Genomic DNA, 24,923 nt, shown 5'->3' with positions numbered 1-24,923 from the left:
AGATGTTATTGTTTTATTCCTTTTATCATCCTGAAATTACCGAAAATATCCTTTTTAAGAGTGGTTTTAAACCCGAATTCTTTCAGTAATTTTTCAGTTTCTTTGGCGAGAAATTGATTTATCTCAAAATACAAACTTCCTCCTTTATTTAAACTGGTTTGTGCAAGATCAGTAATAGCTTCGTAAAAAATAAGCGGTTCATTATCCCGAACGTACAGCGCTCCTTCTGGTTCGTTTTCAAGGACATTCCTGTTCATTTCCTTTTTCTCCAGATCCCGAACATATGGTGGGTTAGAAACTATAATATCAAAAGAATCTAGGGATTTATTTAAATGAAGAATATCTTGGTTTTCAAGTTTCACTTCCACACCGTTTGCTTCGGCATTATTGGAAGCTACTTTTAAGGCTTCTTTAGAAATATCTAAAGCTGAAATCTTTGCATTTGGTAAATTCTTGGCCAAACTAATTGCAATGCATCCGCTTCCTGTACCAATATCCAATATTTTTATAGCTGAAGTGTTATTATCAGAAAGGTCTGAAAGGATCCAAGAAACTAATTCTTCTGTCTCCGGCCTTGGGATCAACACATTTTTATTTACCTGAAATTTTAGTCCGAAGAATTCAGTTTCTCCTATAATATACTGTATTGGTTCATGTCGCTGTAGTTGCAGCAAAATCTTATCAAAAAGCTTTATTTCTTCAGAAGATAACTTCTTTTTAGGATTCAGGGCCAACTCCAAACGAGTCACACTTAAATAATGCGCTATTAGAATATTGAAAAATGAATTGATCTCCTCTAAAGGATATTCATTTTTCAAACCAGTACAAAATTGTTTTTTATAATCTAAAAGTAACAATACTCAGAAGCGTTTTTTAATTAAGACCAAAGAAAACTCTACTTATCTAATCTAGATCTTTGAGCATCCACATGGTACAGTTGTAATGTCCTGTATCTCCCATTGGCTTCTCTAAAGAATTAAATCCTGAACGACTGTATAGTCGGCGGGCATCTTCCATGTATGGTAAAGTTTCAAGGTAGCATTGCTTGTAGCCCATTGCCTTTGCATAATGCAGACAAGTATTCATCATTGCAGCTCCAATACCTCTACCTCGAGCAACTGGTAAGAAATACATTTTTTGTAGCTCACAAACTGTTTCTTCGCCATTTAGTAATGGACCAATTCCTGCGCCTCCAATAATTTCACCTTTTTCTTCTACAATAAAATATTGCATCTTGTCTTGATCGTAGGTAGCAAACATATCGTCCAACGATTTGTCCTCATAAGCAGTGCCCACTTTAGGTACTCCCATTTCTACTAAAACTTTTCTCACCACCTGTGCAACACTCTGGTTGTCTTTAGGTTGAATCTCACGAATCTTAAAACTGCACATTCTTACTAATTAATCTTATTTTTGTGGTGTGAAGATACACGAAAAATATATAAAAAGGTGCATACAATTAGCTGAAAATGGAATAGGAACCACCTACCCTAATCCTATGGTTGGAAGTCTTATAGTTCACAACGATAAAATCATTGGTGAAGGCTGGCATCGCCAAGCAGGAGAGCCCCATGCAGAGGTGAACGCCATAAATTCTGTTAAAGATAAATCACTATTAAAAAAGGCAACTATCTACGTAAGTTTAGAGCCTTGCTCACACTATGGAAAAACACCTCCTTGTAGCGATTTAATAATTGTTAGCGGCTTTAAAAAGATCGTGATTGGAAGCATAGATCCTTTTCCTGCAGTTTCTGGTAAAGGCATTAAAAAACTGATGGACGCAGGTTGCGAAGTTATTTTGGGGATTTTGGACAAAGAATGCAATGCCTTAAATAAACGCTTTTTTACATTTCATAAACACCAAAGACCCTATATTATTTTAAAATGGGCACAAAGCATAGATGGCTTTTTAGCACCTATTTCTTCTGAAGAAAATCATCACCGAGAACCCGTTTGGATCACTAATAACTACTCCAAGCAACTAGTTCATAAATGGCGGAGCGAAGAGACTGCTATTTTAGTGGGTACCAACACTGCTGTTATGGACAATCCAAAGTTGAACACAAGACTTTGGGAAGGAACAAATCCTGTAAGGATACTCATAGATAGGCGATTGAGATTAACAGGGGATTCTGCACTTCTAGACGAAAGCACTAAAACCATTGTGATTTGTGAAGAGGAGGCTCACAAAACAAACCCTAAAACTTCTTCTGAAAATTTAATCTTTGAAACCATCGATTTCAACAAAGATGTCACTGCCGAAATTTGTAAGATCCTGTATAAACATAACATTCAATCTATAATTATTGAAGGAGGAACTAGAACCATACAGTCTTTTATAGATTCTGGTCTTTGGGATGAAGCTCGCGTATTTACTGGAGATGCACATTTCAAAAGAGGGATTAAAGCTCCCTTACCACCAGGTACATTTAAAGAAAACAACACTCAAACAGGAGATACTTTAAGAATTTATTCCAATGATTAAAACTATTATATTCGATTTTGGCGATGTATTTATCAACCTAGACAAACCTGCAACCTTTAGAGAGCTCCAAAAACTAGCTATTAAAGAGCTTCCAGAGGATATGCTTCATATTAACAAGGAATATGAGATGGGCCTAATTTCTTCGGAATCATTTATTAGTTCCTATATAAATAATTTCTCATCCCTATCACATGAAGGAATTATTGCTGCTTGGAACGCAATCCTAGTGGATTTTCCAAAATACCGATATCACTTTATAAAAAAACTTGCAGAAGAGAAGAACTACCAACTAATACTTTTAAGCAACACCAATGAGATTCATATAGATTGGGTCAAGGAAAAAGTTCCATTTTTTGAAGAATTTAAATCTTGTTTCGATGCGTTTTACTTATCTCATGAAATAAATTTAAGGAAGCCAAATTCAGATATTTTTGAATTTGTACTTAATAAACATCAACTAAAAGCTGAAGAATGCCTATTTATTGATGACGTTTTAGAAAACACCACAGCTGCCGAAAAATTAGGGATTCATGTTTGGAATCTAGAGCCAACTCGAGAGGATGTTATTGATCTATTCACTACCAATAAAGCACTATTTTGATATATCTTCTATTAAGTATCCTTTCTTCAAGTATCATTTTTGTTGTTTTTAAATTATTCAAACGATTTGAAATCAATACCCTCCAAGCAATCATCTTTAATTATTTTATTGCGTGTTCAGTCGGGTATTTTGGATTTGTAGAAGATGCCAACATTAGCGAAATTCCATCTAAACCTTGGTTCTATGGCACCCTGATACTTGGTCTTCTATTTATTATCGTCTTCAATCTAGCAGCAATAACAACACAGCGTAGTGGACTTTCGGTCGTTTCTGTAGCCACAAAAATGTCTGTAGCAATTCCTGTATTATTTGGGATTTTATATTTCAATGAAAGCACAGGAGTTTTAAAAGTATTAGGGATCATTCTGGCATTAATAGCTGTTTATCTGAGTTCTATAAAAGCCAAAACAGGGATTGCTATCAAGAAAAAAAATCTCATTTATCCAATCTTGGTATTTATAGGTAGTGGGCTCATAGACACTCTTATTAAATTTATAGAATCTGGATATGTAAATGAGACCGACGTTGCCCTTTTCTCTTCTACTATATTTTCTGTAGCAGGAACTATTGGGATTTTAGTATTGATTTTCCAAGGACTAACCGGGAAATTAAGGATCACCGGAAGAAATATACTTGGAGGTATCGCTCTTGGTATTCCAAATTTCTTTTCCATTTATTTCCTTGTAATGGCACTTAGAAATAACGGATTTGAAAGTTCAACAATCTTTACAATAAATAATGTGGCGATAGTTTTGGTTTCTACTTTACTTGGAATTATATTATTCAAAGAAAAATTAATAACCAAGAATTGGATTGGGATCATTCTAGCAATTATTAGTATTCTTTTGGTCGCAAATAGCTGAATTTAAATATTGTGAAAGACACTTACCAAAGCATCACCAAAGCTTCTGAAGAAGTTATTTTCAAGGATCGGAATTCAAAATTCTTTGGATATGCCTTTCCTATTAAAGCTGAAAAGGAAGTAAAAGGAATTATTGAAGATCTTAAAAAGAAACACCATCAAGCAAGGCATTGGTGTTATGCCTGGCAGTTAGGAAAAGAAGAACAAGATCATCAGTTTAGAGCTAATGATGATGGGGAGCCGTCCAATTCTGCCGGAATGCCCATCTATGGACAAATTCAATCTTTTGATGTCACCAATATTTTAATTGTGGTTGTACGCTATTTTGGAGGTGTAAAACTAGGCGTTGGCGGATTAATAAATGCTTACAGAACTGCCGCGCAAATGGCTTTGGAAGAAAGCAATATCTTAAAACGCACCATAGACGATCTATACTTGCTAAAATTCGATTATCCGGAAATGAATGTGGTTATGCGAATTATAAAGGAACACAATCTTAATGTGATAGATCAGCAATTAGCATTGGACTGTAAAATATTTATTTCAGTAAGAAAAAAGGAATCTGAAACTATTTTCGAAAAATTTTCTAGTGTTTACAAAGTCGAAATTAAAGAGTTAGAGCATTAATTCTTCAACTTATCTAAAATATATTCTGGGCATCTAATTGGTTTTCTAGACTGCATATCCATAAATACTAAAACCGTTCTTGCCGTTGTTAGCAAATCTCCTCCCTGATTATAGATTTCATAATCGAATTCAATTTTAACACTTGGAGTTTTCATTAGTTTTGTTACAATTTTAAGTTCATCATCAAACAATGCTGACTTAATAAATTTAAAATGTAATTCATAAACAGGTAACATCACCCCCTCTTTTTCCATAGATTTATAGGAGACTCCTAGTTCATCAAGCCAGTCCAGGCGTGCTATTTCTAGGTAATCTGCGTAATTACCATGATGCACCACACCCATTTGGTCTGTTTCTGCATATCTGACCTTAACATATGTATTATGACTTTTCATAGAATTTTATCGGGATAAGTTAGATAGGTTTTTGTACATTCATCAAACGAAGTAAGTATGCATAAAATTTTCTTAAAATTCAAGGGTGAAAGCATTTTTTTATTAGATATTTTGTTCACATATTTGTTCTGCGAGAAATTAAAGCCCAATTTGTGCTTACCAATTTTCAATGATCTACTAACCAATTTATAACCAAGTAATAAGCATGTCAAAAACTGCGCAATCAGTTTGGAATAGCTGTCTAGCTTTTATCAAAGATAACATTACCCCCCAAGCTTATAAGACTTGGTTTGAACCTATTCAAGCAGTAAAACTTACGGACTGTGCATTGAGCATACAGGTGCCCTCTAAATTCTTTTATGAATGGCTGGAGGAACACTATGTAAAACTTCTAAAAGTTTCATTAACTAAAGAGCTAGGAGAAAAAGCAAAGCTGGTATATGTTATTAAAATGGAAAACACCTACGGGAACAAAATTCCATTTACAGAGAAAATACCTAGCACACAACGAAGCCAAATGACTTCTCAAGAAGTAGACGTACCAATTAAGAATAAAAATCCAGAGCTAAGAAACCCCTTTATTATTCCGGGGATTAGAAATGTTAAAATTGAATCTCAGCTTAATCCAAATTATAGTTTCGAAAACTTTCTTGAAGGTGACTCTAACAGGCTTGCACGTTCTGCAGGTTTAGCAGTATCTAATAAACCAGGAGGGACTTCTTTCAACCCTTTATTGATCTTTGGAGGTGTGGGACTTGGAAAAACGCATTTATCCCATGCTATTGGGGTAGACATTAAAGATAAGTATCCAGAAAAGACGGTTTTATACATCTCTGCGGAAAAATTTACGCAACAATACATCGAGTCTGTTAAAAAGAATAATAGAAACGATTTTATTCATTTCTATCAGATTATAGATGTGTTGATAGTAGATGATATTCAGTTACTATCTGGTAAGGCGGGAACTCAAGATGTGTTTTTTCACATTTTTAACCACCTTCACCAAAACGGGAAACAGGTTATTCTAACCAGTGACAAGGCACCTGTAGATATGCAGGATATCGAACAACGCTTATTATCTCGTTTTAAATGGGGGCTTTCAGCAGAATTACAACATCCAGATTTTGAAACTCGCGTTTCAATTATTAAAAATAAATTATATCGTGATGGTGTAGAAATGCCTGATGATATCATTGACTTCTTAGCGAATAATATAAAAACCAATATTAGAGAACTAGAAGGTGCGATCATATCACTTATCGCACACTCTTCTTTCAATAAAAAGGATATTACGCTAGAATTGGCCACAAAGATCGTAGACAACTACGTTAAAAATACTAAACGAGAAGTTTCTATAGATTATATACAAAAGATCGTTAGTGATTATTTCCAAATGGATGTAGAAACACTTCAGTCTAAAACCAGAAAAAGACATATCGTACAAGCGAGACAACTTGCTATGTTCTTTGCCAAGAGGTTAACAAAGGCCTCACTAGCAAGTATAGGAAGTCAGATTGGCAAGAGAGATCACGCCACAGTACTTCATGCATGCAAAACGGTGGATAACTTAGCTGCTACGGATAAGCAATTCAAGAAGTTTGTAGAAGACCTTAACAAAAAACTTACTCTTTAATTTATATTTTATGAAAACCAACGTTTTAATGGTGTGTCTAGGAAATATCTGTAGATCTCCACTAGCCGAAGGTATTCTAAAGTCCAAAACAGACCCTGAAAAAGTCTATGTAGATTCTGCAGGCACAGGTGATTATCACATAGGCGATCTGCCAGATACTCGCTCTATAGCTATTGCAAAAAAGCACAAATTGGATATCACTTCACAAAAGGGAAGACAATTTGGTGTTCAGGATTTCGATCAATTCCATCATATTTACGTCATGGACACCTTTAATTATGCAGATGTGATCGCATTGGCAAGAAATGAAGAAGACAAAAAGAAAGTGAAACTTATATTGGATGAAATTTTTCCTGGTGAAAACGTAGATGTTCCGGACCCTTATCAAGGTTTAGCTGAAGGTTTCAAAAACGTTTACAAAATGCTAGATGAAGCTTGCGGGATTATCGCCAATAAATTGGAAGAAAAGCACTAGCCCAAATAACATCTAAATTTAATTATGAGTAATTCTATCTTTAAATTCTCAGGAAAATTATATTTAATTCCAACCACTTTAGGAGAGTCTAAAATTTCTGAGGTTCTTCCAGAATCAATAGGAACTATAATTGAAAAAATAGATCATTATATTGTAGAGAACGAAAAGACTGCACGAAGATCTATAAAGCTAGTACTTCCGGAAAAATCACAATCTTCATTAAAACTAAACGCTCTAAATAAATTTACCGATGTTTCCATTTTGTCTACATTTTTAGATCCTTGCAAAGAAGGAGTAGATGTTGGCTTGCTTAGCGAAGCTGGCTGTCCAGGAATTGCAGATCCGGGCGCCGAAATAGTGAAACTGGCACATGAAATGGGAATTCAAGTAATTCCTTTGGTTGGCCCCTCTTCTATTCTTTTGGCTATGATGGGTAGCGGAATGAATGGTCAAAGCTTTACTTTTAACGGCTATTTACCAATAGACAAGAAAGAGCGAAAGCAAGAGCTGAAAACATTAGAAAGAATCTCATCAGAAAGAAACCAGGCACAACTTTTTATTGAAACACCTTATAGAAATAATCAGTTAGTGGAAGATCTGGTACAAATATTAAATCCTGCTACCAAACTCTGTATTGCCTGTGATTTAACACTTGCATCAGAATATATAATCACAAAGTCTATTCTGGATTGGTCTAAAACAAAAGTAGACCTTCATAAAAGGCCTACCATGTTTATAATTCAAAAGGATGTTTAAGAAATAGCTATTATCGCTTTTGCTTTTCTTTCTGGCTGAACAAAAGAAGTATCATATCCTGAAAACTTTTTCATATAATAACCAAGAGTGGTTCCAAAAGCATCACTAAAAGCCGTTGCTCCCCAACTTCTAAGGTATTTTTTCACACTTCCAGGACCTGCTAAATGCGCTGCAGCTAGTATTCCAGATTCCGTAATAAGAATTCCGTTTATTCTTTTACCTTCAAACCTTTTTATATCTCTCTTTAAAATCCATTTATTTCTAGATGCGTTTGCATAAAATGCCGCTTCTTGTAATTCTGGAGTATCTATGAATAATTGAGTATCATAAACTCCAATCAATTTTAAAGTTCCTTTCCCAAATTGGTATTTCCCCATATAACCATATTGGTTAATGGTTTTATAATTACCTCGAGATTCTTTAAAACCCAAAGCTTCTTTAAAACCAACATAAGATTTCCCCAATTGAGGCGTTACCTTTATAACCTCTACGGTTTCTTCTGGTATTTCCTCTGTATTGGGAACAGTGTAGTCTAAAGGTTTAAGGGACGAGGTGACATACATATCTAAATTTGCAGCTTCCTTTGTGGAAAAACTAAAAAATATAGCACCTGTTAAAATAGGTAGAATTGAAAATTTTGCAACTTTCTTTCTCATAATGTTTTGATTCTGAGAAGCAATTGGTAATAATATACCCTTCTCAATTTCGCCGTGCAAATATACAATAAATTTTAATAATCTGACCAACAGCTTGTTAAACAAAATTTAACTTTCCAATGGCTCTCTTAAATATTTTAACTAACTGGTAACTAACAAGATAAAGCTGTTACAATAACTTCCCGTTTATTCTACTTTTTATAATCGTATTAATTAATTTTTTTTTGAAGAATCTAAAAGCATTTTCCTCCCTAAGGATTCAAAAAAAATCACACAGAATAAGAATCTTTTCACCCTATGGATTACTTTGAAAATTATATTTTTCGTTTTAATATTAATTTCATTCTTGTATAGCAGTTACTATAGTATAATATTCTCTATAATTCTATTTTTAATTAGCCAAGGAGCCAACTCAAGCAATGCTGTTTATGAAAGTACTTTGAACGATTGCGGTTTCGTGGAAGTATTTCGATTGGAGTAAGAAAATAAATTATTCAGGAAGATGGATTCTATGAGATTTTCCACATTATAGAATATAAATCCTTTGCAGTAAACTTTAATATGTCCTTAGACCAGATAAAAAACCAACCATATTGCTTGGTATAGAATTAGGAATGATTCAACGTCCAAAACATCTTTATCCTTCCCTAGCTGCACTAAGCGAATTGGATAACCACTTAGGGCATGCCATTAATTATATAAAAGATGAAATAAAGCTAGGATCAGATATAAATGATAAAATAAAATCATTGGTTTACCGAGGATTGGGCTGTAAGTTTAATTCAGATGCTCTTTGAGTAGAATGAAATCTATTTTTGAGATGATTCATTGATGATTTACGTAGAATTAACTTGTTATAATCACACTAATATATCTGAATAAATTTAATAAAACGATGAAATAGTAACACTAAATTATTATTAAATAAGAAATATTTTTTAAATTTTATAATAAAAAAGCGCGATAATATGAAATTTTAACTAATTTTCCATTAGAAAGATAGAGACACAAATCGTCTTCAACCCTACTTCATCTTCTCAGAATCTAGAATTACTAACCAACATTCATATAAGATGAAAACGATTAAACTATCTCTGCTTGCAATTTTATTTCTTGCTTTTTCTTCATGTTCTAAGGACGATGACAGCAGTTCAGTTTTAACTCTTCCATGATTGTAGGTGAATGGAATCTTAGTTCCCTTAATTATGCTGGCAAAACGGAGGTGAATTTTCAGGAGACAAATCACACTACCACCTATTCTGGTGTTGCTGAAAACATTGATTATAGCTTAACATTTAATGCTGATAACACTTTTAAGTCTCAAGGTGGTTATGATGTTAATTTAACTACTGAAGGAATTAGTCAAATATTTTCAATAAGTGAATTTAGTTCTAGTGGAGACTGGTCCATAGATGGAAATATATTGAAAACTTCAACGAATTTTGCCCAAATGAGCAACAATGACATGACGGCAGCAGAATCAGCTGGAGAAGTGATCATTCAAGAAATGACTGAAAATAGAATCGTTTTAACTGTGGATCAAGTATCAAAATTTAATGAATCAGGCTTTGAAAATATTGCTACCATAAGTGGAGAATATGTTTTAACTAGATAAAAGATGAATCAAATTATTTCAAAGCACGTTTTAAAAACGTGCTTTTTTTATTTCTATAAGTTTATCTCTTAACCCCTTGCTTATTGATCCATTGCACATAAGCTTGTTTATTTCTATTATGCTGTGCTAAATTTTTGGCGAATTTATGATAGCCGAAATTCTCCACATCTGCCACGAAGAAGAAATACTCATGCTTTCCGTAGTTTAAAACAGCATCTATAGAAGAAATGTCGGGCATAGCAATGGGACCGGGAGGAAGCGTGATATTGATATAGGTGTTGTACGGAGACTCCAGCTTAAGATCTTTATAAAGCACTCTTTTTATAATCGTATCGAAATTCCCGGATTGTTCTTTTACAGCGTAGATAACCGTGGGATCTGCTTCCAATTTCCAACCATTATTAATTCTATTCATATACACCCCAGCCACCTTCGGTCGTTCATCTACTTTTGCCGTTTCTTTCTGTACAATTGAAGCCACTACTGTAACTTGATTTGGAGTTAAACCAATTTCTTTAGCTTTATCCAATCTCTCCTGATTCCAAAATTTTTCGTATTCTTTAAGCATCCGCTCTCTAAAACCCTCTGCAGAAGTATTCCAAAAGAATTCATATTTGTTAGGGATATACAATCCTAATGCCTCTTGTTTGTTCAAATTATTGGCATTTAAAAAAACATCATCTTGCATAGTTTTTAATAAGGAAATACTATCTGCTTCAATCTGCACTGCAATTCTTCCCGCAAGTTCTTCTAATCTTTCTTGATTATTGAATACAACAGAAACGGGTGTGTTCTGGCTTCTAAGCACATTCACAAGATCATTGTTATTCATGCCCTTTTTCAGAATATACTTTCCTGCTTTTATATTTGCAGCGTATCCCTTTTTCTGAGCTACGGCGTCAAAAGAAGATAGATCATCGAGCAATGGACGCAAACTATCAATAGCTATTTGATATGTGGCACCTGTTGGAATATAAACTGTTGCCGTTTTGTTTTCGAATTTAGTATTCGGTGAGAAAATTGAATTATATACAGAATAACTGAATATACCTAATGCTACAAGCCCAAGAAGGGCGATGATCCAAAGAATTTTTTTAATATACATTATTTATTAATTGGTAAAGAATTTCGTCCTTAAATTTTCCATTTACTAAAATCCAGTCTTTCTTAATGCCCACAGCTTTAAAATCGCATTTTTCAAATAACTTTATACTGGCTAAGTTATCTATAGTAACATTTGCATATAATTGATGTAAGCATAAGTGAGTAAAACAATAATTACTAATCAATTTTAAAACTTCCGCACCATAGCCCTTCCCTCGGTTTTCATCACTAACAATTAGAATTCCCAGAGCAGCCCTGCGATCTTTAGGCTCTAGATCGAATACATCTATTAATCCTATTGGCGTGTTATCAAGCCTACAGATCATTAATCGAAGCTGTTTTACATCAAAAATATCGCGATGGGAATTTTGCAGGTATTTTTTAATCAAAAATCGGGAATACGGCACCCTGGTAGAACTTATCTCCCAAAAATCTTCAGAGTTTTCCACCTCCTGAATAAAATCAAGATCTTCGGGCTCCAATGCCCTTAAATATACTTTATCGCCTTTTAAGGTTAACATTCAAACTCTCCTTTAAAAACTTTTGCAGTTGGTCCAGTAAGCCAGATATTATGATATGCACCGTTATTATTTTCAAAAGATACTTGTAGCTTCCCTCCTGGCGTTTCTAAATTAATAGTATTAGCAACGGTTTTACCTATTGCATTTACAGCGAGCGCAACGGCAGTAACACCAGTCCCACAAGAATAGGTCTCATCCTCTACCCCTCTTTCATAAGTCCTTACCAAAAAAGTATCTATATCTGTTTGTTGAACAAAATTTACATTTGTCCCTCCACAAGATTCATATTTTTCTGAATATCGAATGGCTGCCCCATCTCGTTTTACGTTGATATCTCCAACTTCTTCTGAAAACAAAATATGATGTGGAGAGCCGGTATCTAAAAACAATTCCTCTTCATTTATCCCTTTTGCTAATACATCTTGCATTTTCAAACTCACAATATTTCCATCTATAGTTGCCTCATGAAGACCATCTATTGCAGTAAAAGTTGCTTTATCATTAATAATTCCAAGAAGTTTTGCAAATGCCACCAAACATCTTCCGCCATTTCCACACATGCTACTCTGGTTTCCATCAGAATTATAATATACCATCTTAAAGTCTTCAGAAGATATTTCAGAATTTTCCAAAAGTATTAAACCATCAGCTCCTATCCCAAATCTTCGATGACAAAGGTCGTGTACTAGTTTGGTATTATTTTTGGAGAATACATCATTGCGATTATCAACCATTATAAAATCATTTCCTGTGCCGTGGAATTTGTAAAAAGGAATGTTCATGAATGCAGATTTGAATAAAACAAATATACAACAATCACACAAAAACTATCGCTGTACATGTAGGCATTTAGGCCCATTTTATTTGACAGTAGGTTGATTAGTTTTTAATTAAAAAAATAAAGTAGCAATGAAACAATTTATTAAATTACTTGGTGTTTCCATACTAGGTGGTGTATTAACACTAGGCTCTTACAAACTGATCATTGATGAGGATGAATCTTTTTTTGAGCGATCTCCTATAGAACAAGAATCTTCATCGTTTATTCCAGTTTCCAATTCTAATAATATCTACGGAACAAATGCAGATTTTACTGAAGCTGCCGAAAAAACAGTTCACTCTGTAGTTCATGTAAAAAATGTTGCTGTTTTTGATAAGCCAAGTAGTGTTTGGGAATATTATTCTCGAGGGGGAAATACCGGCAAAGCATTACAAGGAACAGGCTCTGGAGTTATTATCTCGCCAGATGGTTATATAATTACCAATAACCACGTAATAGATGGTGCTGGAGAAATCGAAGTGACGCTAAACAATAATAAAACCTATGTTGCGAAATTAATTGGAACAGACACCAAAGCAGATATTGCACTTATTAAAATTGATGCGACAGAGCTGGAATACATTCCTTTTGGAAATTCCAACAACGTTAAATTAGGTGAATGGGTTTTGGCAGTAGGGAATCCTTTTAATTTAACTTCTACTGTAACTGCGGGAATTGTAAGCGCAAAAGCAAGGGATTTAAATACTAATAATGCTAGTCCGCAATCTTTTATTCAAACCGATGCTGCAATAAACCCTGGAAATAGTGGCGGTGCACTGGTAAATATAGCTGGTGAATTAATTGGAATCAATACCGCTATCACTTCACAAACCGGTAGTTATATTGGTTATGGTTTTGCAGTTCCTTCTAATAATGCTAGGAAAATTGTTGAGGATATTATGGAATATGGAAATGTGCAGCAAGGAATCTTAGGGATTAGAGGACAAGACGTAAATCAGTTCATTTCAAAACAATCAGATCTTTCAACATCGCAAGGTGTTATTGTAGAGGATGTAGATTCTGGTAGTGGAGCCGCACTAGCAGGTATAAAACAGGGAGATGTGATACGACAAATAGATAATATTGAAATTAGAAAAATGTCTGACCTGACCGGATATTTAGGATCTAAAAGACCCAAAGATGTGGTGAAGGTGAAAATATTAAGAGATGGAAGGGAAAAAGAGGTCGATGTAAAATTAGCTAAATACGAAACATTTGCCATCACAGCAATAGGCTTGGAAGTTACAAATACTTCTAAAGCAGATCTTAAAGAATATAATACCTCAAATGGCGTAAAAATTTCCAGAGCATTGAAAAATGATAAACAATCTCAAGCTTTAATTGGAATAATCATCACAAAAATAAATAGTCAGAAAGTAAGTAGCGTAGAGGATGTTAAAGGAATAATAAATTCGAACACTTCCGAAGAGCCTATCAGCATTACATTTGTGAATAAAGAAGGAAAAGAACAAACCTATATTTGGAGGTAAAAAATCCCACTGAATAAAAATAACCTACTGGAATAATTTCAGCAGGTTATTTTTTTTAGAAATATTTCACGAAAACGTTTGAAATCTATACTTTTGCACCGTTTTAAAAACACAATGTAACTCAACAAAAAAATGGGATTTAACGAAGTTTACGAAAAAGAACTTGCTTTTCAAGCAGACCGCAGACGTGCCTCTGTGGAGTTTATTAAAATAATAAGCGATCTATGGTATGACAAATCCATAGAATTGGTTTTATTCAGAAATCCACTGATCAATAGAAATGTAAGTGACATTCTTAACCTACATGAATATGCAGGGGCTTTTGTAGAAAAGCCGATCTCAATTTTCGATTCTGTCGAAATTGCTCAGGCTATAAAAGACCTAGATCTTCCGCCAGCAAAATTAGATATTGGAAAACTTACTTACGAGTATCACTTAGAAGATGTAGATTATAATAACGCAAAGGCTTTTATTGCCTCTAAATTAAAAGATGCCAAAGATTACCAGGATATCACTCCCAAAGACGTGGTGCTTTATGGGTTTGGAAGAATTGGTAGATTAGTTGCTAGAGAATTAATGACCAGAACGGGAGTTGGTAGCCAACTAAGACTTCGAGCTATTGTAACTCGTGGAAAGGTAGATGCAACTGTTTTAGAAAAAAGAGCTTCTCTTTTAAGAAATGATTCTATTCATGGAGATTTTTCAGGTACTGTTAACGTAGATGTAGAAAACTCTGCTTTAGTAATTAATGGGACTACTGTTCATATTATTTCAGCGAACAATCCAGAAGAAATAGATTATACAGAGTATGGAATTGACGATGCTCTTATTATAGACAATACGGGTGCATTTAGAGATAAAGAAGAATTATCCAGGCACTTAAGCTCTAAAGGAGCTAGTAAAGTGTTAATTACAGCACCAGCAAAAGGAATTCCAAATATTGTTCACGGTGTTAATCATACGGAACATGACCCAGATGAGGTCTCGATTTTCTCTGCTGCTTCTTGTACTACCAATGCTATCACTCCGGTTTTAAAAGCTATTCAAGATTCCTTAGGTGTTGTTCATGGCCATTTAGAAACTATTCATGCATATACCAACGATCAAAACTTGGTAGACAATATGCATAGTAAATATAGAAGAGGTCGTGCCGCAGGATTAAATATGGTAATTACCGAAACTGGAGCTGGACAAGCAGTAGCAAAAGCATTGCCCGTTTTTGATGGAAAATTAACTTCTAATGCAATTAGAGTACCTGTTCCTAATGGATCTTTAGCAATTTTAAATCTTGAAGTGGAAGCTACCACTTCTGTAGAAGGCGTAAATGCTATTCTTAAAAACTACGCTTTGGAAGGAGAGTTGGTAGAGCAAATAAAGTATTCTATAGATAATGAGTTGGTTTCTTCAGATATTGTTGGTTCCTCTGCTCCTGCAATTTATGATAGTAAAGCAACCATAGCAACTGCCGATGGGAAAAATATCGTACTATATATCTGGTATGATAATGAATATGGATATAGTCATCAAGTAATTAGATTAGCAAAATACATCGCTAAAGTAAGACGTTTTACTTATTACTAGGCTTCTTATCCTTCTCAGAAAATAAACTTATATAAAAAGGTTCAGAAATTTCTGAGCCTTTTTACATTTATCTAATGTTAAATTATATTCAGTTTTATAACTTTATTTTTGAATAAGTCGCGTTTTATAACATAATTAAATCTTTAAGAAACAAGGCCCTTAATAACTTCCTTGAAGATGTGATTATTAAACCACATCAAGCTAACTTGCATAAATCAAGTTAAATGGCAATAAGTATTTTTTAGGAACGTTGATAGGAGTACCAAACAAAAAACAATAAAATGAATAAACTATTATTATTAGGATTAGCGACCCTCTTTTTTACATTTTCAGCAACTGCCCAGGAAATAGAAGAAAGTGAAAATCCTGTGGAAGATGAATTTACAAGAATTATTGAAGGATCTAATGATTATCAGGGTTACAAAGTTGTAGACTACAACGATCTAGTGAAACTGAAACAGAATACTGCAAATTTTATCTCTAATTTAAATAATGAAATTGTCACTCAAAAAAATACTATAGATCAACAACAAAAAGAGGTAATTCAGTTAAAAAATAATTTAGAAAGCACTCAGGATAATTTAAAAGAAGTTACTGCAGAAAAAGATGCGATCACGTTTTTAGGAATGCCATTTAGCAAAGGAACCTATATGGCACTTATGTGGGGAATTGTAGCGATCTTGATCTTATTCTTGCTTTTCTTTATATTCCAATTTAAGAAAGGTCATGCACAAACTTCGGAAGCTAGAAATAATCTAATCGCGACCGACAAAGAGTTCGATGAATATAAAGCAAAAGCGCTCGTAAAAGAGCAACGATTAGGTAGATTATTGCAAGACGAAAGAAATAAAGCAAGTGACAGATAAATAAGATTTCTTCACAAGATTTAGCTTATACATATTTCGCATCTTTGCACTCTTAAAATAAACCAGCATGCGCATAGATATTATAACAGTTGTCCCTGACATTCTTACCAGTCCTTTTGAAGTTTCCATATTAAAGCGAGCTATAGAAAAAGGACTTGTAGAGATACACTTACACAACCTTAGGGACTATGTAACTGATAATTATAAGCAGATAGACGACTACCAATTTGGTGGTGGCGCAGGAATGGTAATGATGATAGAGCCAATAGATAAATGTATTACTGATTTAAAATCTCAAAGAGATTATGACGAAGTGATTTACATGACACCCGATGGAGATAAATTTGACCAGAGAACTGCAAATACACTTTCCTTAAAAGAAAATATTATAATTCTTTGCGGCCACTATAAAGGAGTAGATCAAAGAGTACGAGATCACTTTGTAACAAAGGAGATTTCTATTGGAGATTATGTACTATCTGGTGGCGAATTAGCCGCTGCAGTAGTTTGCGATTCGATAATTAGATTGATTCCTGGAGTTTTAGGAAATGAAACTTCAGCACTAACAGATTCTTTTCAAGACGACCTGTTAGCGCCACCGGTCTATACGAGACCTGCAGATTATAAAGGATGGAAAGTACCAGAAATTTTAACCTCTGGAAATTTCCCTAAAATAGAATCATGGAGAGAAGATCAATCCTATGAAAGAACAAAAAAATTACGCCCAGATTTATTAGGAGAGGAATAATTTGAAATTCTGCTTGTTTATAGTTTAAAATTATCTAGTTTTGCACTCGTTTCTATATTAACCTCTGGCGAGATCCGTGAATGTTGGTTTAGACTTTATTAAAAATATTAATTATGGAATCCCTAATTAAATTCGTTCAAGACGAATTCGTTACTAAAAAAGAATTTCCTGAATATTCTGCAGGTGACACAATCACTGTATACTATGAAATTTCGGAAGGGGCTAAAACTCGTACCCAGTTTTTTAGAGGTGTTGTAATTCAAGTTAAAGGAACTGGTACTTCAAAAACTTTTACCATTAGAAAAATAAGTGGTACAGTTGGGGTAGAACGTATATTCCCGGTTAACTTACCTGCATTGCAAAAAATTGAAGTTAATAAACGTGGTGCCGTTAGAAGAGCTCGTATTTATTACTTTAGAGGTCTTACAGGTAAAAAAGCCCGTATCAAGGAACAAAGAAGAAGATAATTATCTTTCTCTTGAGAAAATAAAAAATCCCCTTAATTGGGGCTTTTTTATTGATTTATTTTAATCAAATCAGCTAAAGTAAACCATTAAATTAATTAACAAAAGTTGACAAGCACCCATCATAACCTATTGAAAACTAAATAGTTAAAATTCTTGATTTTACTGAAAATTGATTGTACATTTATATGTACCTTAAAAATAAAGAGGATGACAAAAGGATTTCTCTATTTTAAATAAGGTGCTGTAAAGTTATTTCTTTACACGGGTTCTTATCTTGTATATAACGTATATTTTGCCAAGCAAAAGCAGTTTGAAAGATTTGACCGTTTTTGATATAATTTAATCGCGTTTGTGAGCAAATTATGTCATTTGCAGTAACGCACGAAGTAAGTTGTATTAATTGACTTATGAATGATCTTTAGTGATTCAGCGGTAAAGCGTTACTTCATTTGAAGCCATTTCAATATACAAGGTATGTTGAAATGGCTTTTTTATTATTAAATTTTCCCTAAAACCGAAGTTTTAGCCTTTCCCTACCTATGATAAAAATTCTAAAATACGTATCTTCGCGAGACTTAGGATTTTACATCCTAAATTTTTAAAAATCCATAAATAAATAATAAACCTAATAGGTAATCGGAATTTTATTCCAAAGCAATATTCGGCTTATTCAAAAATAAATAATTATATGAATCAAAGATCAAAAATAGTTTATACAAAAACAGATGAAGCCCCAATGTTGGCGACATTTTCTTTATTGCCAATAATTAAAACTTTTACCAATTCTTCTAATATAGAAATTGAGGCAAAAGATATTTCTTTAGCTGCTAGAATACTAGCTAGCTTTTCTCATGATCTACCTGAAGGACAACGAGTACCAGATGCATTAAAAGAATTAGGAGAATTAGTTACAAAACCTGAAGCTAACATTATAAAACTTCCAAATATAAGCGCCTCAGAACCTCAATTAGAAGCAGCTATCAAGGAACTTCAAGAAAAGGGATTTAATTTGCCTAACTATCCAGGTGAGCCAAAAAATGAAGAAGAAAAGAATATTAAGCAGAAATACGACAAGGTTAAAGGTAGTGCTGTGAATCCAGTTCTAAGAGAAGGTAATTCAGACCGAAGAGCTCCAAAAGCGGTGAAGAATTATGCTAAAGAAAACCCGCATTCTATGGGCAAATGGGATTCTAATTCAAAAACCCATGTTGCTACTATGAATTCTGGAGACTTCTTTCATAATGAAAAGTCTTTAACTCTTAATCATTCTGATGTCTTAAGTATAGAATTAGAAGACGCTAATGGGAAAACTACCATCTTAAAAGAAAATTTAAAAGTTCTTGATGGGGAAATTATCGATGCTACCGTAATGAGTAAATCGGCACTCATATCGTTTTTGAATGAACAGATTGCTGACGCTAAAGAAAAAGACGTATTGTTTTCTCTACACATGAAAGCAACAATGATGAAGGTATCCGATCCAATAATTTTTGGTCATGCTGTACGCACATTTTTCAACGACCTTTTTGAAAAATATAACGATACCTTTGATAAAATTGGCGTGAATGTGAATAGTGGATTAGGAGATCTATTAAATGCACTATCAGATTTACCGGAAAACCAGAGAAAAGAAATAGGAGCCGATTTAAAGGAAGGTTTCAAAAATGGCCCTTCTCTAGCTATGGTAAATTCAGATAAAGGAATTACCAATCTACATGTGCCTAGTGATGTAATTATTGATGCCTCTATGCCTGCAATGATAAGAACTTCCGGTAAAATGTGGAATTCAAAAGGAGCTCTCCAAGATACAAAAGCTGTGATTCCAGACAGCAGTTATGCTGGGATCTACCAAGCTACCATAGATTTCTGTAAAGAAAATGGAGCCTTTGATCCTACTACAATGGGAACTGTTCCTAATGTTGGGTTAATGGCACAAAAAGCAGAAGAATACGGATCTCATGACAAAACCTTTGAAATTTCTTCAAATGGATCTGTAAAAGTAAAAAACTCTAAAGGGGAAGTAATTCTTGAGCATTCAGTAGAAGAAGGTGACATCTGGAGAATGTGTCAGGTTAAAGATGCACCTATTCAGGATTGGGTTAAATTGGCAGCTTCTAGAGCTAAAGCTTCCGGAATGCCAGCTATTTTCTGGTTAGATAAAAAGAGAAGTCATGATGCCGAAGTAATTAAAAAAGTTAATAAATATTTAGCTGAAGTAAGTACTGAAGGTCTTGACATTCAAATAATGGCTCCATTTGAAGCAACCAATTACACTCTTAAACGAGTAAAAGCTGGACAAGACACTATTTCTGTAAGTGGAAATGTACTTAGAGATTACTTAACAGATCTTTTCCCAATTTTAGAGTTAGGAACAAGTGCGAAAATGTTATCTATAGTTCCTTTAATGAACGGTGGTGGTTTATTTGAAACTGGCGCGGGTGGATCTGCTCCAAAGCATATCCAACAATTCCTAAAAGAAGGACATTTACGATGGGATTCCTTAGGAGAGTTTTTAGCATTAGCGGTGTCTTTAGAACATTTAGGTCAAAAATTCGATAATAAAAAAGCCTTAATTCTTTCGGAAACCTTAGATGAAGCTACTGAAGAATTTTTACGTAACGACAAATCTCCATCTAGAAAGGTAAATGAATTAGATAATAGAGGAAGTCATTTTTATTTAGCTCTTTATTGGGCTCAGGGATTAGCGAGGCAAGATAAGGATCAATCCTTAAAAGACGAGTTCACGAAAATCGCTATGCAATTAGCAGAAAATGAAACAAAAATTCTTAAGGATCTAATTGATGCTCAAGGTAAAAAAGTAGATATTAAAGGCTACTATTATCCTACTGAAGATCTAATTGGTAAAGCTATGAAACCTAGTGAGACCTTGAATAATATTATGGGAAAATAAAAATCTCGATTTTAATCCCTCATTGAGGGTTTAATTCCCCGAGGCCTGCCCGATACGTTCAGGCGGGCTTGCCTCGAATTTATAAAAGTATTTTTCAAATCGTACCTCGTGGGCTTGCCCCGAGGTTCTTGATTTACTTAGAAAGCCCTGATGAAATACATTCAGGGCTTTTTTTATTCATTAAAGATCTTCGCTAAACATTATAGAATTGTTTCATAAGAACGCCATTGTTTTTATGTGCATTAAACTACAAATCCTATATTTACTATAAAAAATAGTTTGGCAAAATTATTCTCAACATTATTCATTTTCTTCTTTAGTTTCCTTCAAGCTCAAGACACCTTCACTATTAATGGTGTGATAAAAGATGACTCCAATAATGAAACATTATATGGGGTTAATATATTGATCACCAATTTAAATACAGGTGTTGTTAGTAACGAATATGGTTTTTATTCTTTAAAACTTCCAGAAGGTACACACAACTTAGTGATTTCATATCTAGGGTATCAAGAACAAGCTATTACAATAGAAATTGATAAGAATAGTACCTATAATTTTTCATTAGTAGAAACTTCAGAAAGTTTAGATGAAGTTCTCATTACTAATGATACCCAAAGATCTAATATTCGAGGGCCAGAAATGAGTGTGAACAGGTTAGATATAAACACCATTCAAAAATTACCCGTTGTATTTGGCGAGGTAGATGTTGTTAGATCCTTATTATTATTACCAGGAGTTTCAAATGCAGGAGAAGGTTCTTCGGGGTTTAATGTAAGGGGGGGCGCTGTAGACCAAAATCTTATCCTGTTAGATGAAGCTACCATATACAATTCCTCACATTTGTTCGGTCTTTTTTCTGTTTTTAATCCAGATGCAATCAAAAATTTGAAATTATATAAAGGAGGAATTCCAGCAAAATATGGTGGTAGAGTTTCATCTGTACTAGAGATCTTTCAAAAAGATGGTAACAGTAAAGAGTTTAAAGCGAATGGGGGAATAGGAGTAATCTCTAGTAGGCTTTTAGCTGAAGGTCCCATTGTTCAGGACAAAGGTTCTTTTTTAATTGGAGGTAGAAGTTCCTATGCGCACCTATTCCTAAAATTAACTGATAATGAAAACACTGCCTATTTTTACGATCTAAACACAAAGTTGAGTTATAGATTAGATAACAGTAACACCATCTTGTTTTCCGGTTATTTTGGTAGAGATGTATTCAACATAAATGATAGCTTTAAGAACACTTATGGAAATGCAGTCTTCAACCTAAGGTGGAACCATGTTCTTACAGATAACATTTTCACCAATCTTTCAGTAATTTATAGCGATTACTATTATGGTCTAACCCTGGATTTTGTAGAGTTTAATTGGAATAGCGGCATTAAAAACCTCAATTTAAAATACGACTTCAGTCAGTATATAAGTGACAATCTTAGTCTGGAATACGGAATTCAGAACACCTATTATGAATTTAATCCGGGAGAGATTGAGCCAAGCACACCAACATCTGGTATTATAGATAATAAATTAACCAAAAAATATGCTTTTGAAAGTGCTCTGTATTTATCAGCCGAACATCAAATTAGTAATAAATTAACTGCAGAATATGGTTTACGATTTAGCAATTTCTTTAGATTAGGCCAAGATGAGCTTAATATTTATGATAATGATCAAGCGGTAGTTTTCAATAATGATTTTAAAATATATGAAGAGGCAGAACCAATTGGTTCCAAAAATTTGAAGAAATCTAAAGTTGAAAAATATTTCCATGTATTAGAACCAAGAATAGCTTTGGCTTATAGTCTCAATAACAACCAATCTGTTAAAATAAGTTACAATAGGATGGCCCAATATTTACATCTTATTACCAATACCAGCTCTCCTACTCCATTAGATATTTGGGCTCCTAGTGGTAAATATATTGATCCTCAGATCCTCGATCAGGTTGCATTAGGATATTTTCAAAACTTAAGAGAAGATGCTTATTCTATAGAAATTGAAGGATTTTATAAAAAGATCAAAAACAGGATCAACTATATAGATGGTGCAAATCTTATTGCAAATAATGCAATTGAACAAGTTATATTACCAGGAAAAGCAAGAGCTTATGGATTAGAATTATTATTAAAAAAGAATAAAGGGGATTTCACTGGTTGGTTTGCTTACACATTGTCAAAATCAGAACAGAAAACACCTGGTAGAACAGCATTAGAAACCGGAATTAATAATGGTTCATGGTATAATACGGCTTATGATAAAACCCATGATGTATCTATAACTGCTAGTTACGAATTAAGTGAAAAGTGGCAAATAAATAGTAACTTCAATTATCAAACTGGATTACCAACCACGTATCCAAATGCTCAATACACATTCGAGAATTTAGTGATTCCTGTTTATTCTGCAAGAAATAGTGAACGTTTACCCGCATATCACAGACTAGATCTTTCAGCAACATATACACCACCGAAAAACAAAAATAGAAATTTTAAATCTTCGTGGAACTTTGGCATTTACAATTTGTATGGAAGGAAAAATGCAGTTTCTTTAAGCTTTAGAAATAATGACGATACGGGCATGAACGAAGCGGTTAGACTATCTCTCTTTGGTATAATACCCTCAGTAACCTATAACTTTAAGTTCTAGAAAATGAAAATAGCTCATAATATCTTATTACTAATATTAATTATAATATGTTGTTCCTGTGAAGAAGTTGTTCAAGTAGATTTGCAAGAGTCTTCACCCAGACTTGTAGTAGAAGCTTCCATTATTTGGGAGAAAAGGAGCAATGGAAACTCCCAAATTATATATTTAACTAGGACAAGCCCTTATTTTGATTCAGAAATTTCTCCTGCGAAAGATGCCATAATTGAAATTGTATCTTCTTCTGGAGAAACATTTAAATTCATAGAGGAAGATTCAGGCATTTATGTCAACACAAATTTCCTACCTGAACTGAATAAAGAATACCAATTAACTATCCGGTATAACAACGAAATTTATTCCGCTACCGAAAGTATGATTCCTGTAGTTGATTTAGAGGAAGTGGAACAGACCCTTAATGGTGGTTTTAGTGGAGATGACATTGAGTTAAAAGCGTATTTTACAGATCCTGCTGAAATTTCTAATTATTATTTATTTAAATTCTTTTTAGATGATATCTCTGTTCAAATTAATGATGATGAATTCACGAATGGCAATAGAACCTTTGCATATTTTTCTGATGAAGACCTGAAGGTTGGAGATATAGTCAATTTCGAAATTCAGGGAATTTCAGGAAGATTTTATGAATATCTTTATATTTTAAGTTCTCAAGCTGGGGAAAACAATGGAGGTCCCTTTCAAACCCAGCCAACCACAGTTAGAGGTAATATAATTAATGAAACTAATCCCGATAATTTTGCATTTGGTTATTTTAGACTTTCACAGTCAGACAATCTCGAATATACGATCCAATAACTACTGGAAAAATCAATAACCTCGGGGCAAGCCCACGAAGAATGAATTGGAAAATACTTTTAAAAATTCGAGGCAAGCCTCGGGGAATTAAACCCTCAATGAGGGATTAAATAAAAATATTATGAAACACACTAATAAAGAAATGCTCGGCAAAGGCATCAAATATTTAGCAGGAGCTTTACCCTTAACTTTATTAGGCCCTGTTGTACTCTATTCTGCTTTTCATAATAAAGAACATCCATATTATATTGCCGTTCTAATATTTGGTCTATTGGCTTTTATTGGGGCTATTATATTAATGTTTCTTGGAATTCGCACCATCATGAAAGCCCTATTTGATTAAAATCATCCACCAGATAAAATTAACAGCATTGAAATTCTTGCTTTTACCTCTTTATTACCAATAAGTTATTCCAATTCTTTTATGGCGTCCCACCTCGGCTTCGCCTTGTGCCGGGCTTTCCGAGCTACACGATAGCTTGCTCCAATCCCTGGCCGGACATCCTAAGGATGCTTCAGCATTTAGGGAACGGAGGATCCTTAATTCAGTACATTTTTTTGGGTTCTCTGGGCAAGTCAATTTTTAATAAAAACTTTTAGATATAAAAAATTCTGAGATTTAAATAATATAGGTTGATTCCAGCCCTGCAAGGGTTGCAAACCCTTGCAGGGCTTATTCCAAAATAGGCAGTTGATTAATTAAACAATAACAGTAAAATGCTAAAATTTTAGGGCACCGTTTAGAGGAGATGGATCAAGGAAAAAACTTGGGGAGAAATGTATCTTTGCAAGCAAAACACTTAGAACTTGGATAAAGAATTAGCCCGCTATTTATTGCCAGAAGGCATATT

Annotated in this window: 25 protein-coding genes; 18 read left to right on the top strand and 7 right to left on the bottom strand. The window is 33.9% G+C overall.

Annotation, left to right across the window (positions count from 1 at the left end; genetic code table 11):
• Positions 1 to 5: 5 nt before the first annotated feature.
• Entirely contained in the window at positions 6 to 818 is an 813-nt protein-coding gene (prmC, locus tag H033_RS0108470; protein ID WP_231367579.1) for a peptide chain release factor N(5)-glutamine methyltransferase, read from the bottom strand.
• Positions 819 to 903: 85 nt separating this feature from the next.
• Positions 904 to 1,392 carry a GNAT family N-acetyltransferase gene (locus H033_RS0108465; protein WP_026837923.1) on the bottom strand — a complete coding sequence of 163 codons (489 nt, stop codon included), beginning with the start codon at positions 1,390 to 1,392 and terminating at the stop codon, positions 904 to 906.
• 28 nt (positions 1,393 to 1,420) lie between these two features.
• Between H033_RS0108465 and ribD the strand changes: the two genes are divergently transcribed.
• From ribD to H033_RS0108445, 4 genes are read left to right on the top strand one after another with little or no spacing between them, the layout of a single operon-like run.
• Positions 1,421 to 2,485: a bifunctional diaminohydroxyphosphoribosylaminopyrimidine deaminase/5-amino-6-(5-phosphoribosylamino)uracil reductase RibD gene (gene ribD / locus H033_RS0108460; RefSeq protein WP_026837922.1), complete on the top strand. Its 1,065-nt coding sequence runs from the start codon at positions 1,421 to 1,423 to the stop codon at positions 2,483 to 2,485.
• Positions 2,478 to 3,086, top strand: a complete 609-nt coding sequence (locus H033_RS0108455) for an HAD family hydrolase (RefSeq protein WP_026837921.1) — start codon at positions 2,478 to 2,480, stop codon at positions 3,084 to 3,086. The genes ribD and H033_RS0108455 overlap by 8 nt, the downstream gene beginning before the upstream one ends.
• A complete protein-coding gene (locus tag H033_RS0108450; RefSeq protein ID WP_026837920.1) occupies positions 3,083 to 3,949 on the top strand; it encodes an EamA family transporter in 867 nt (288 codons plus the stop codon). Before H033_RS0108455 ends, H033_RS0108450 begins: the two co-directional genes overlap by 4 nt.
• A gap of 11 nt (positions 3,950 to 3,960) precedes the next feature.
• Positions 3,961 to 4,575 carry an IMPACT family protein gene (locus H033_RS0108445; RefSeq protein WP_026837919.1) on the top strand — a complete coding sequence of 205 codons (615 nt, stop codon included), beginning with the start codon at positions 3,961 to 3,963 and terminating at the stop codon, positions 4,573 to 4,575.
• Here H033_RS0108445 and H033_RS0108440 read toward each other — a convergent pair.
• Positions 4,572 to 4,970, bottom strand: coding sequence for an acyl-CoA thioesterase (locus H033_RS0108440; RefSeq protein WP_026837918.1), 399 nt, complete (start codon positions 4,968 to 4,970; stop codon positions 4,572 to 4,574). The genes H033_RS0108445 and H033_RS0108440 overlap by 4 nt on opposite strands.
• 205 nt (positions 4,971 to 5,175) lie before the next feature.
• Here H033_RS0108440 and dnaA point away from each other — a divergent pair, with 205 nt between their 5' ends.
• Genes dnaA through H033_RS0108425 form a run of 3 tightly spaced genes read left to right on the top strand, consistent with a single transcriptional unit; the run spans position 5,176 to position 7,834 of the window.
• Positions 5,176 to 6,603, top strand: coding sequence for a chromosomal replication initiator protein DnaA (gene dnaA, locus H033_RS0108435; protein WP_026837917.1), 1,428 nt, complete (start codon positions 5,176 to 5,178; stop codon positions 6,601 to 6,603).
• A 10-nt stretch (positions 6,604 to 6,613) separates the two neighbouring features.
• The gene (locus H033_RS0108430) at positions 6,614 to 7,078 is read left to right on the top strand and encodes a low molecular weight protein-tyrosine-phosphatase (protein WP_026837916.1); all 465 of its coding nucleotides are present in this window, start codon (positions 6,614 to 6,616) and stop codon (positions 7,076 to 7,078) included.
• A 24-nt stretch (positions 7,079 to 7,102) separates the two neighbouring features.
• A complete protein-coding gene (locus H033_RS0108425; protein WP_026837915.1) occupies positions 7,103 to 7,834 on the top strand; it encodes an SAM-dependent methyltransferase in 732 nt (243 codons plus the stop codon).
• Here the strand turns inward: H033_RS0108425 and H033_RS0108420 are convergent.
• Positions 7,831 to 8,490 carry a hypothetical protein gene (locus H033_RS0108420; RefSeq protein WP_026837914.1) on the bottom strand — a complete coding sequence of 220 codons (660 nt, stop codon included), beginning with the start codon at positions 8,488 to 8,490 and terminating at the stop codon, positions 7,831 to 7,833. The two genes, H033_RS0108425 and H033_RS0108420, sit on opposite strands and share 4 nt — an antisense overlap.
• 593 nt (positions 8,491 to 9,083) lie before the next feature.
• Here H033_RS0108420 and H033_RS0108415 point away from each other — a divergent pair.
• Positions 9,084 to 9,287 carry a hypothetical protein gene (locus tag H033_RS0108415; RefSeq protein WP_026837913.1) on the top strand — a complete coding sequence of 68 codons (204 nt, stop codon included), beginning with the start codon at positions 9,084 to 9,086 and terminating at the stop codon, positions 9,285 to 9,287.
• Positions 9,288 to 9,658: 371 nt separating this feature from the next.
• Complete coding sequence (locus tag H033_RS0108410; protein WP_026837912.1) at positions 9,659 to 10,105, top strand: lipocalin family protein; 447 nt, start codon at positions 9,659 to 9,661, stop codon at positions 10,103 to 10,105.
• A gap of 61 nt (positions 10,106 to 10,166) precedes the next feature.
• Here the strand turns inward: H033_RS0108410 and mltG are convergent, their stop codons facing one another.
• From mltG to dapF, 3 genes are read right to left on the bottom strand one after another with little or no spacing between them, the layout of a single operon-like run.
• Positions 10,167 to 11,210: an endolytic transglycosylase MltG gene (mltG, locus tag H033_RS0108405; protein WP_026837911.1), complete on the bottom strand. Its 1,044-nt coding sequence runs from the start codon at positions 11,208 to 11,210 to the stop codon at positions 10,167 to 10,169.
• The gene (locus tag H033_RS0108400; RefSeq protein ID WP_026837910.1) at positions 11,200 to 11,730 is read right to left on the bottom strand and encodes a GNAT family N-acetyltransferase; all 531 of its coding nucleotides are present in this window, start codon (positions 11,728 to 11,730) and stop codon (positions 11,200 to 11,202) included. The genes mltG and H033_RS0108400 overlap by 11 nt, the downstream gene beginning before the upstream one ends.
• Positions 11,724 to 12,512 carry a diaminopimelate epimerase gene (gene dapF, locus H033_RS0108395; RefSeq protein WP_026837909.1) on the bottom strand — a complete coding sequence of 263 codons (789 nt, stop codon included), beginning with the start codon at positions 12,510 to 12,512 and terminating at the stop codon, positions 11,724 to 11,726. The genes H033_RS0108400 and dapF overlap by 7 nt, the downstream gene beginning before the upstream one ends.
• A 127-nt stretch (positions 12,513 to 12,639) precedes the next feature.
• Between dapF and H033_RS0108390 the strand changes: the two genes are divergently transcribed.
• The 9 genes from H033_RS0108390 to H033_RS0108350 all read left to right on the top strand — a co-directional run bounded on the left by H033_RS0108390 (position 12,640) and on the right by H033_RS0108350 (position 24,415).
• A complete protein-coding gene (locus H033_RS0108390; protein ID WP_026837908.1) occupies positions 12,640 to 14,040 on the top strand; it encodes a S1C family serine protease in 1,401 nt (466 codons plus the stop codon).
• Positions 14,041 to 14,172: 132 nt separating this feature from the next.
• Positions 14,173 to 15,621, top strand: coding sequence for a glyceraldehyde-3-phosphate dehydrogenase (locus tag H033_RS0108385; protein ID WP_026837907.1), 1,449 nt, complete (start codon positions 14,173 to 14,175; stop codon positions 15,619 to 15,621).
• Between the two features lie 281 nt (positions 15,622 to 15,902).
• Entirely contained in the window at positions 15,903 to 16,487 is a 585-nt protein-coding gene (locus H033_RS0108380) for a hypothetical protein (protein WP_026837906.1), read from the top strand.
• Between the two features lie 67 nt (positions 16,488 to 16,554).
• Entirely contained in the window at positions 16,555 to 17,235 is a 681-nt protein-coding gene (trmD, locus tag H033_RS0108375) for a tRNA (guanosine(37)-N1)-methyltransferase TrmD (protein ID WP_026837905.1), read from the top strand.
• 113 nt (positions 17,236 to 17,348) lie between these two features.
• Positions 17,349 to 17,702, top strand: a complete 354-nt coding sequence (rplS, locus tag H033_RS0108370) for a 50S ribosomal protein L19 (RefSeq protein WP_026837904.1) — start codon at positions 17,349 to 17,351, stop codon at positions 17,700 to 17,702.
• 688 nt (positions 17,703 to 18,390) lie between these two features.
• On the top strand, positions 18,391 to 20,613 hold the full coding sequence (locus H033_RS0108365) for an NADP-dependent isocitrate dehydrogenase (RefSeq protein WP_026837903.1): 2,223 nt from the start codon (positions 18,391 to 18,393) through the stop codon (positions 20,611 to 20,613).
• Between the two features lie 279 nt (positions 20,614 to 20,892).
• The gene (locus H033_RS0108360; RefSeq protein WP_034886172.1) at positions 20,893 to 23,259 is read left to right on the top strand and encodes a TonB-dependent receptor; all 2,367 of its coding nucleotides are present in this window, start codon (positions 20,893 to 20,895) and stop codon (positions 23,257 to 23,259) included.
• Between the two features lie 3 nt (positions 23,260 to 23,262).
• Entirely contained in the window at positions 23,263 to 24,072 is an 810-nt protein-coding gene (locus H033_RS0108355) for a DUF4249 domain-containing protein (RefSeq protein WP_026837901.1), read from the top strand.
• Between the two features lie 121 nt (positions 24,073 to 24,193).
• Positions 24,194 to 24,415: a DUF6095 family protein gene (locus H033_RS0108350; protein WP_026837900.1), complete on the top strand. Its 222-nt coding sequence runs from the start codon at positions 24,194 to 24,196 to the stop codon at positions 24,413 to 24,415.
• Positions 24,416 to 24,923 lie beyond the last annotated feature (508 nt).

Origin of the sequence: Gillisia sp. JM1 (assembly GCF_000424645.1) — a bacterium.
Lineage (GTDB): Bacteria > Bacteroidota > Bacteroidia > Flavobacteriales > Flavobacteriaceae > Gillisia.
Note: the sequence above shows the minus strand (reverse complement) of the source record. Positions and strands in the feature narration are given on the sequence as shown.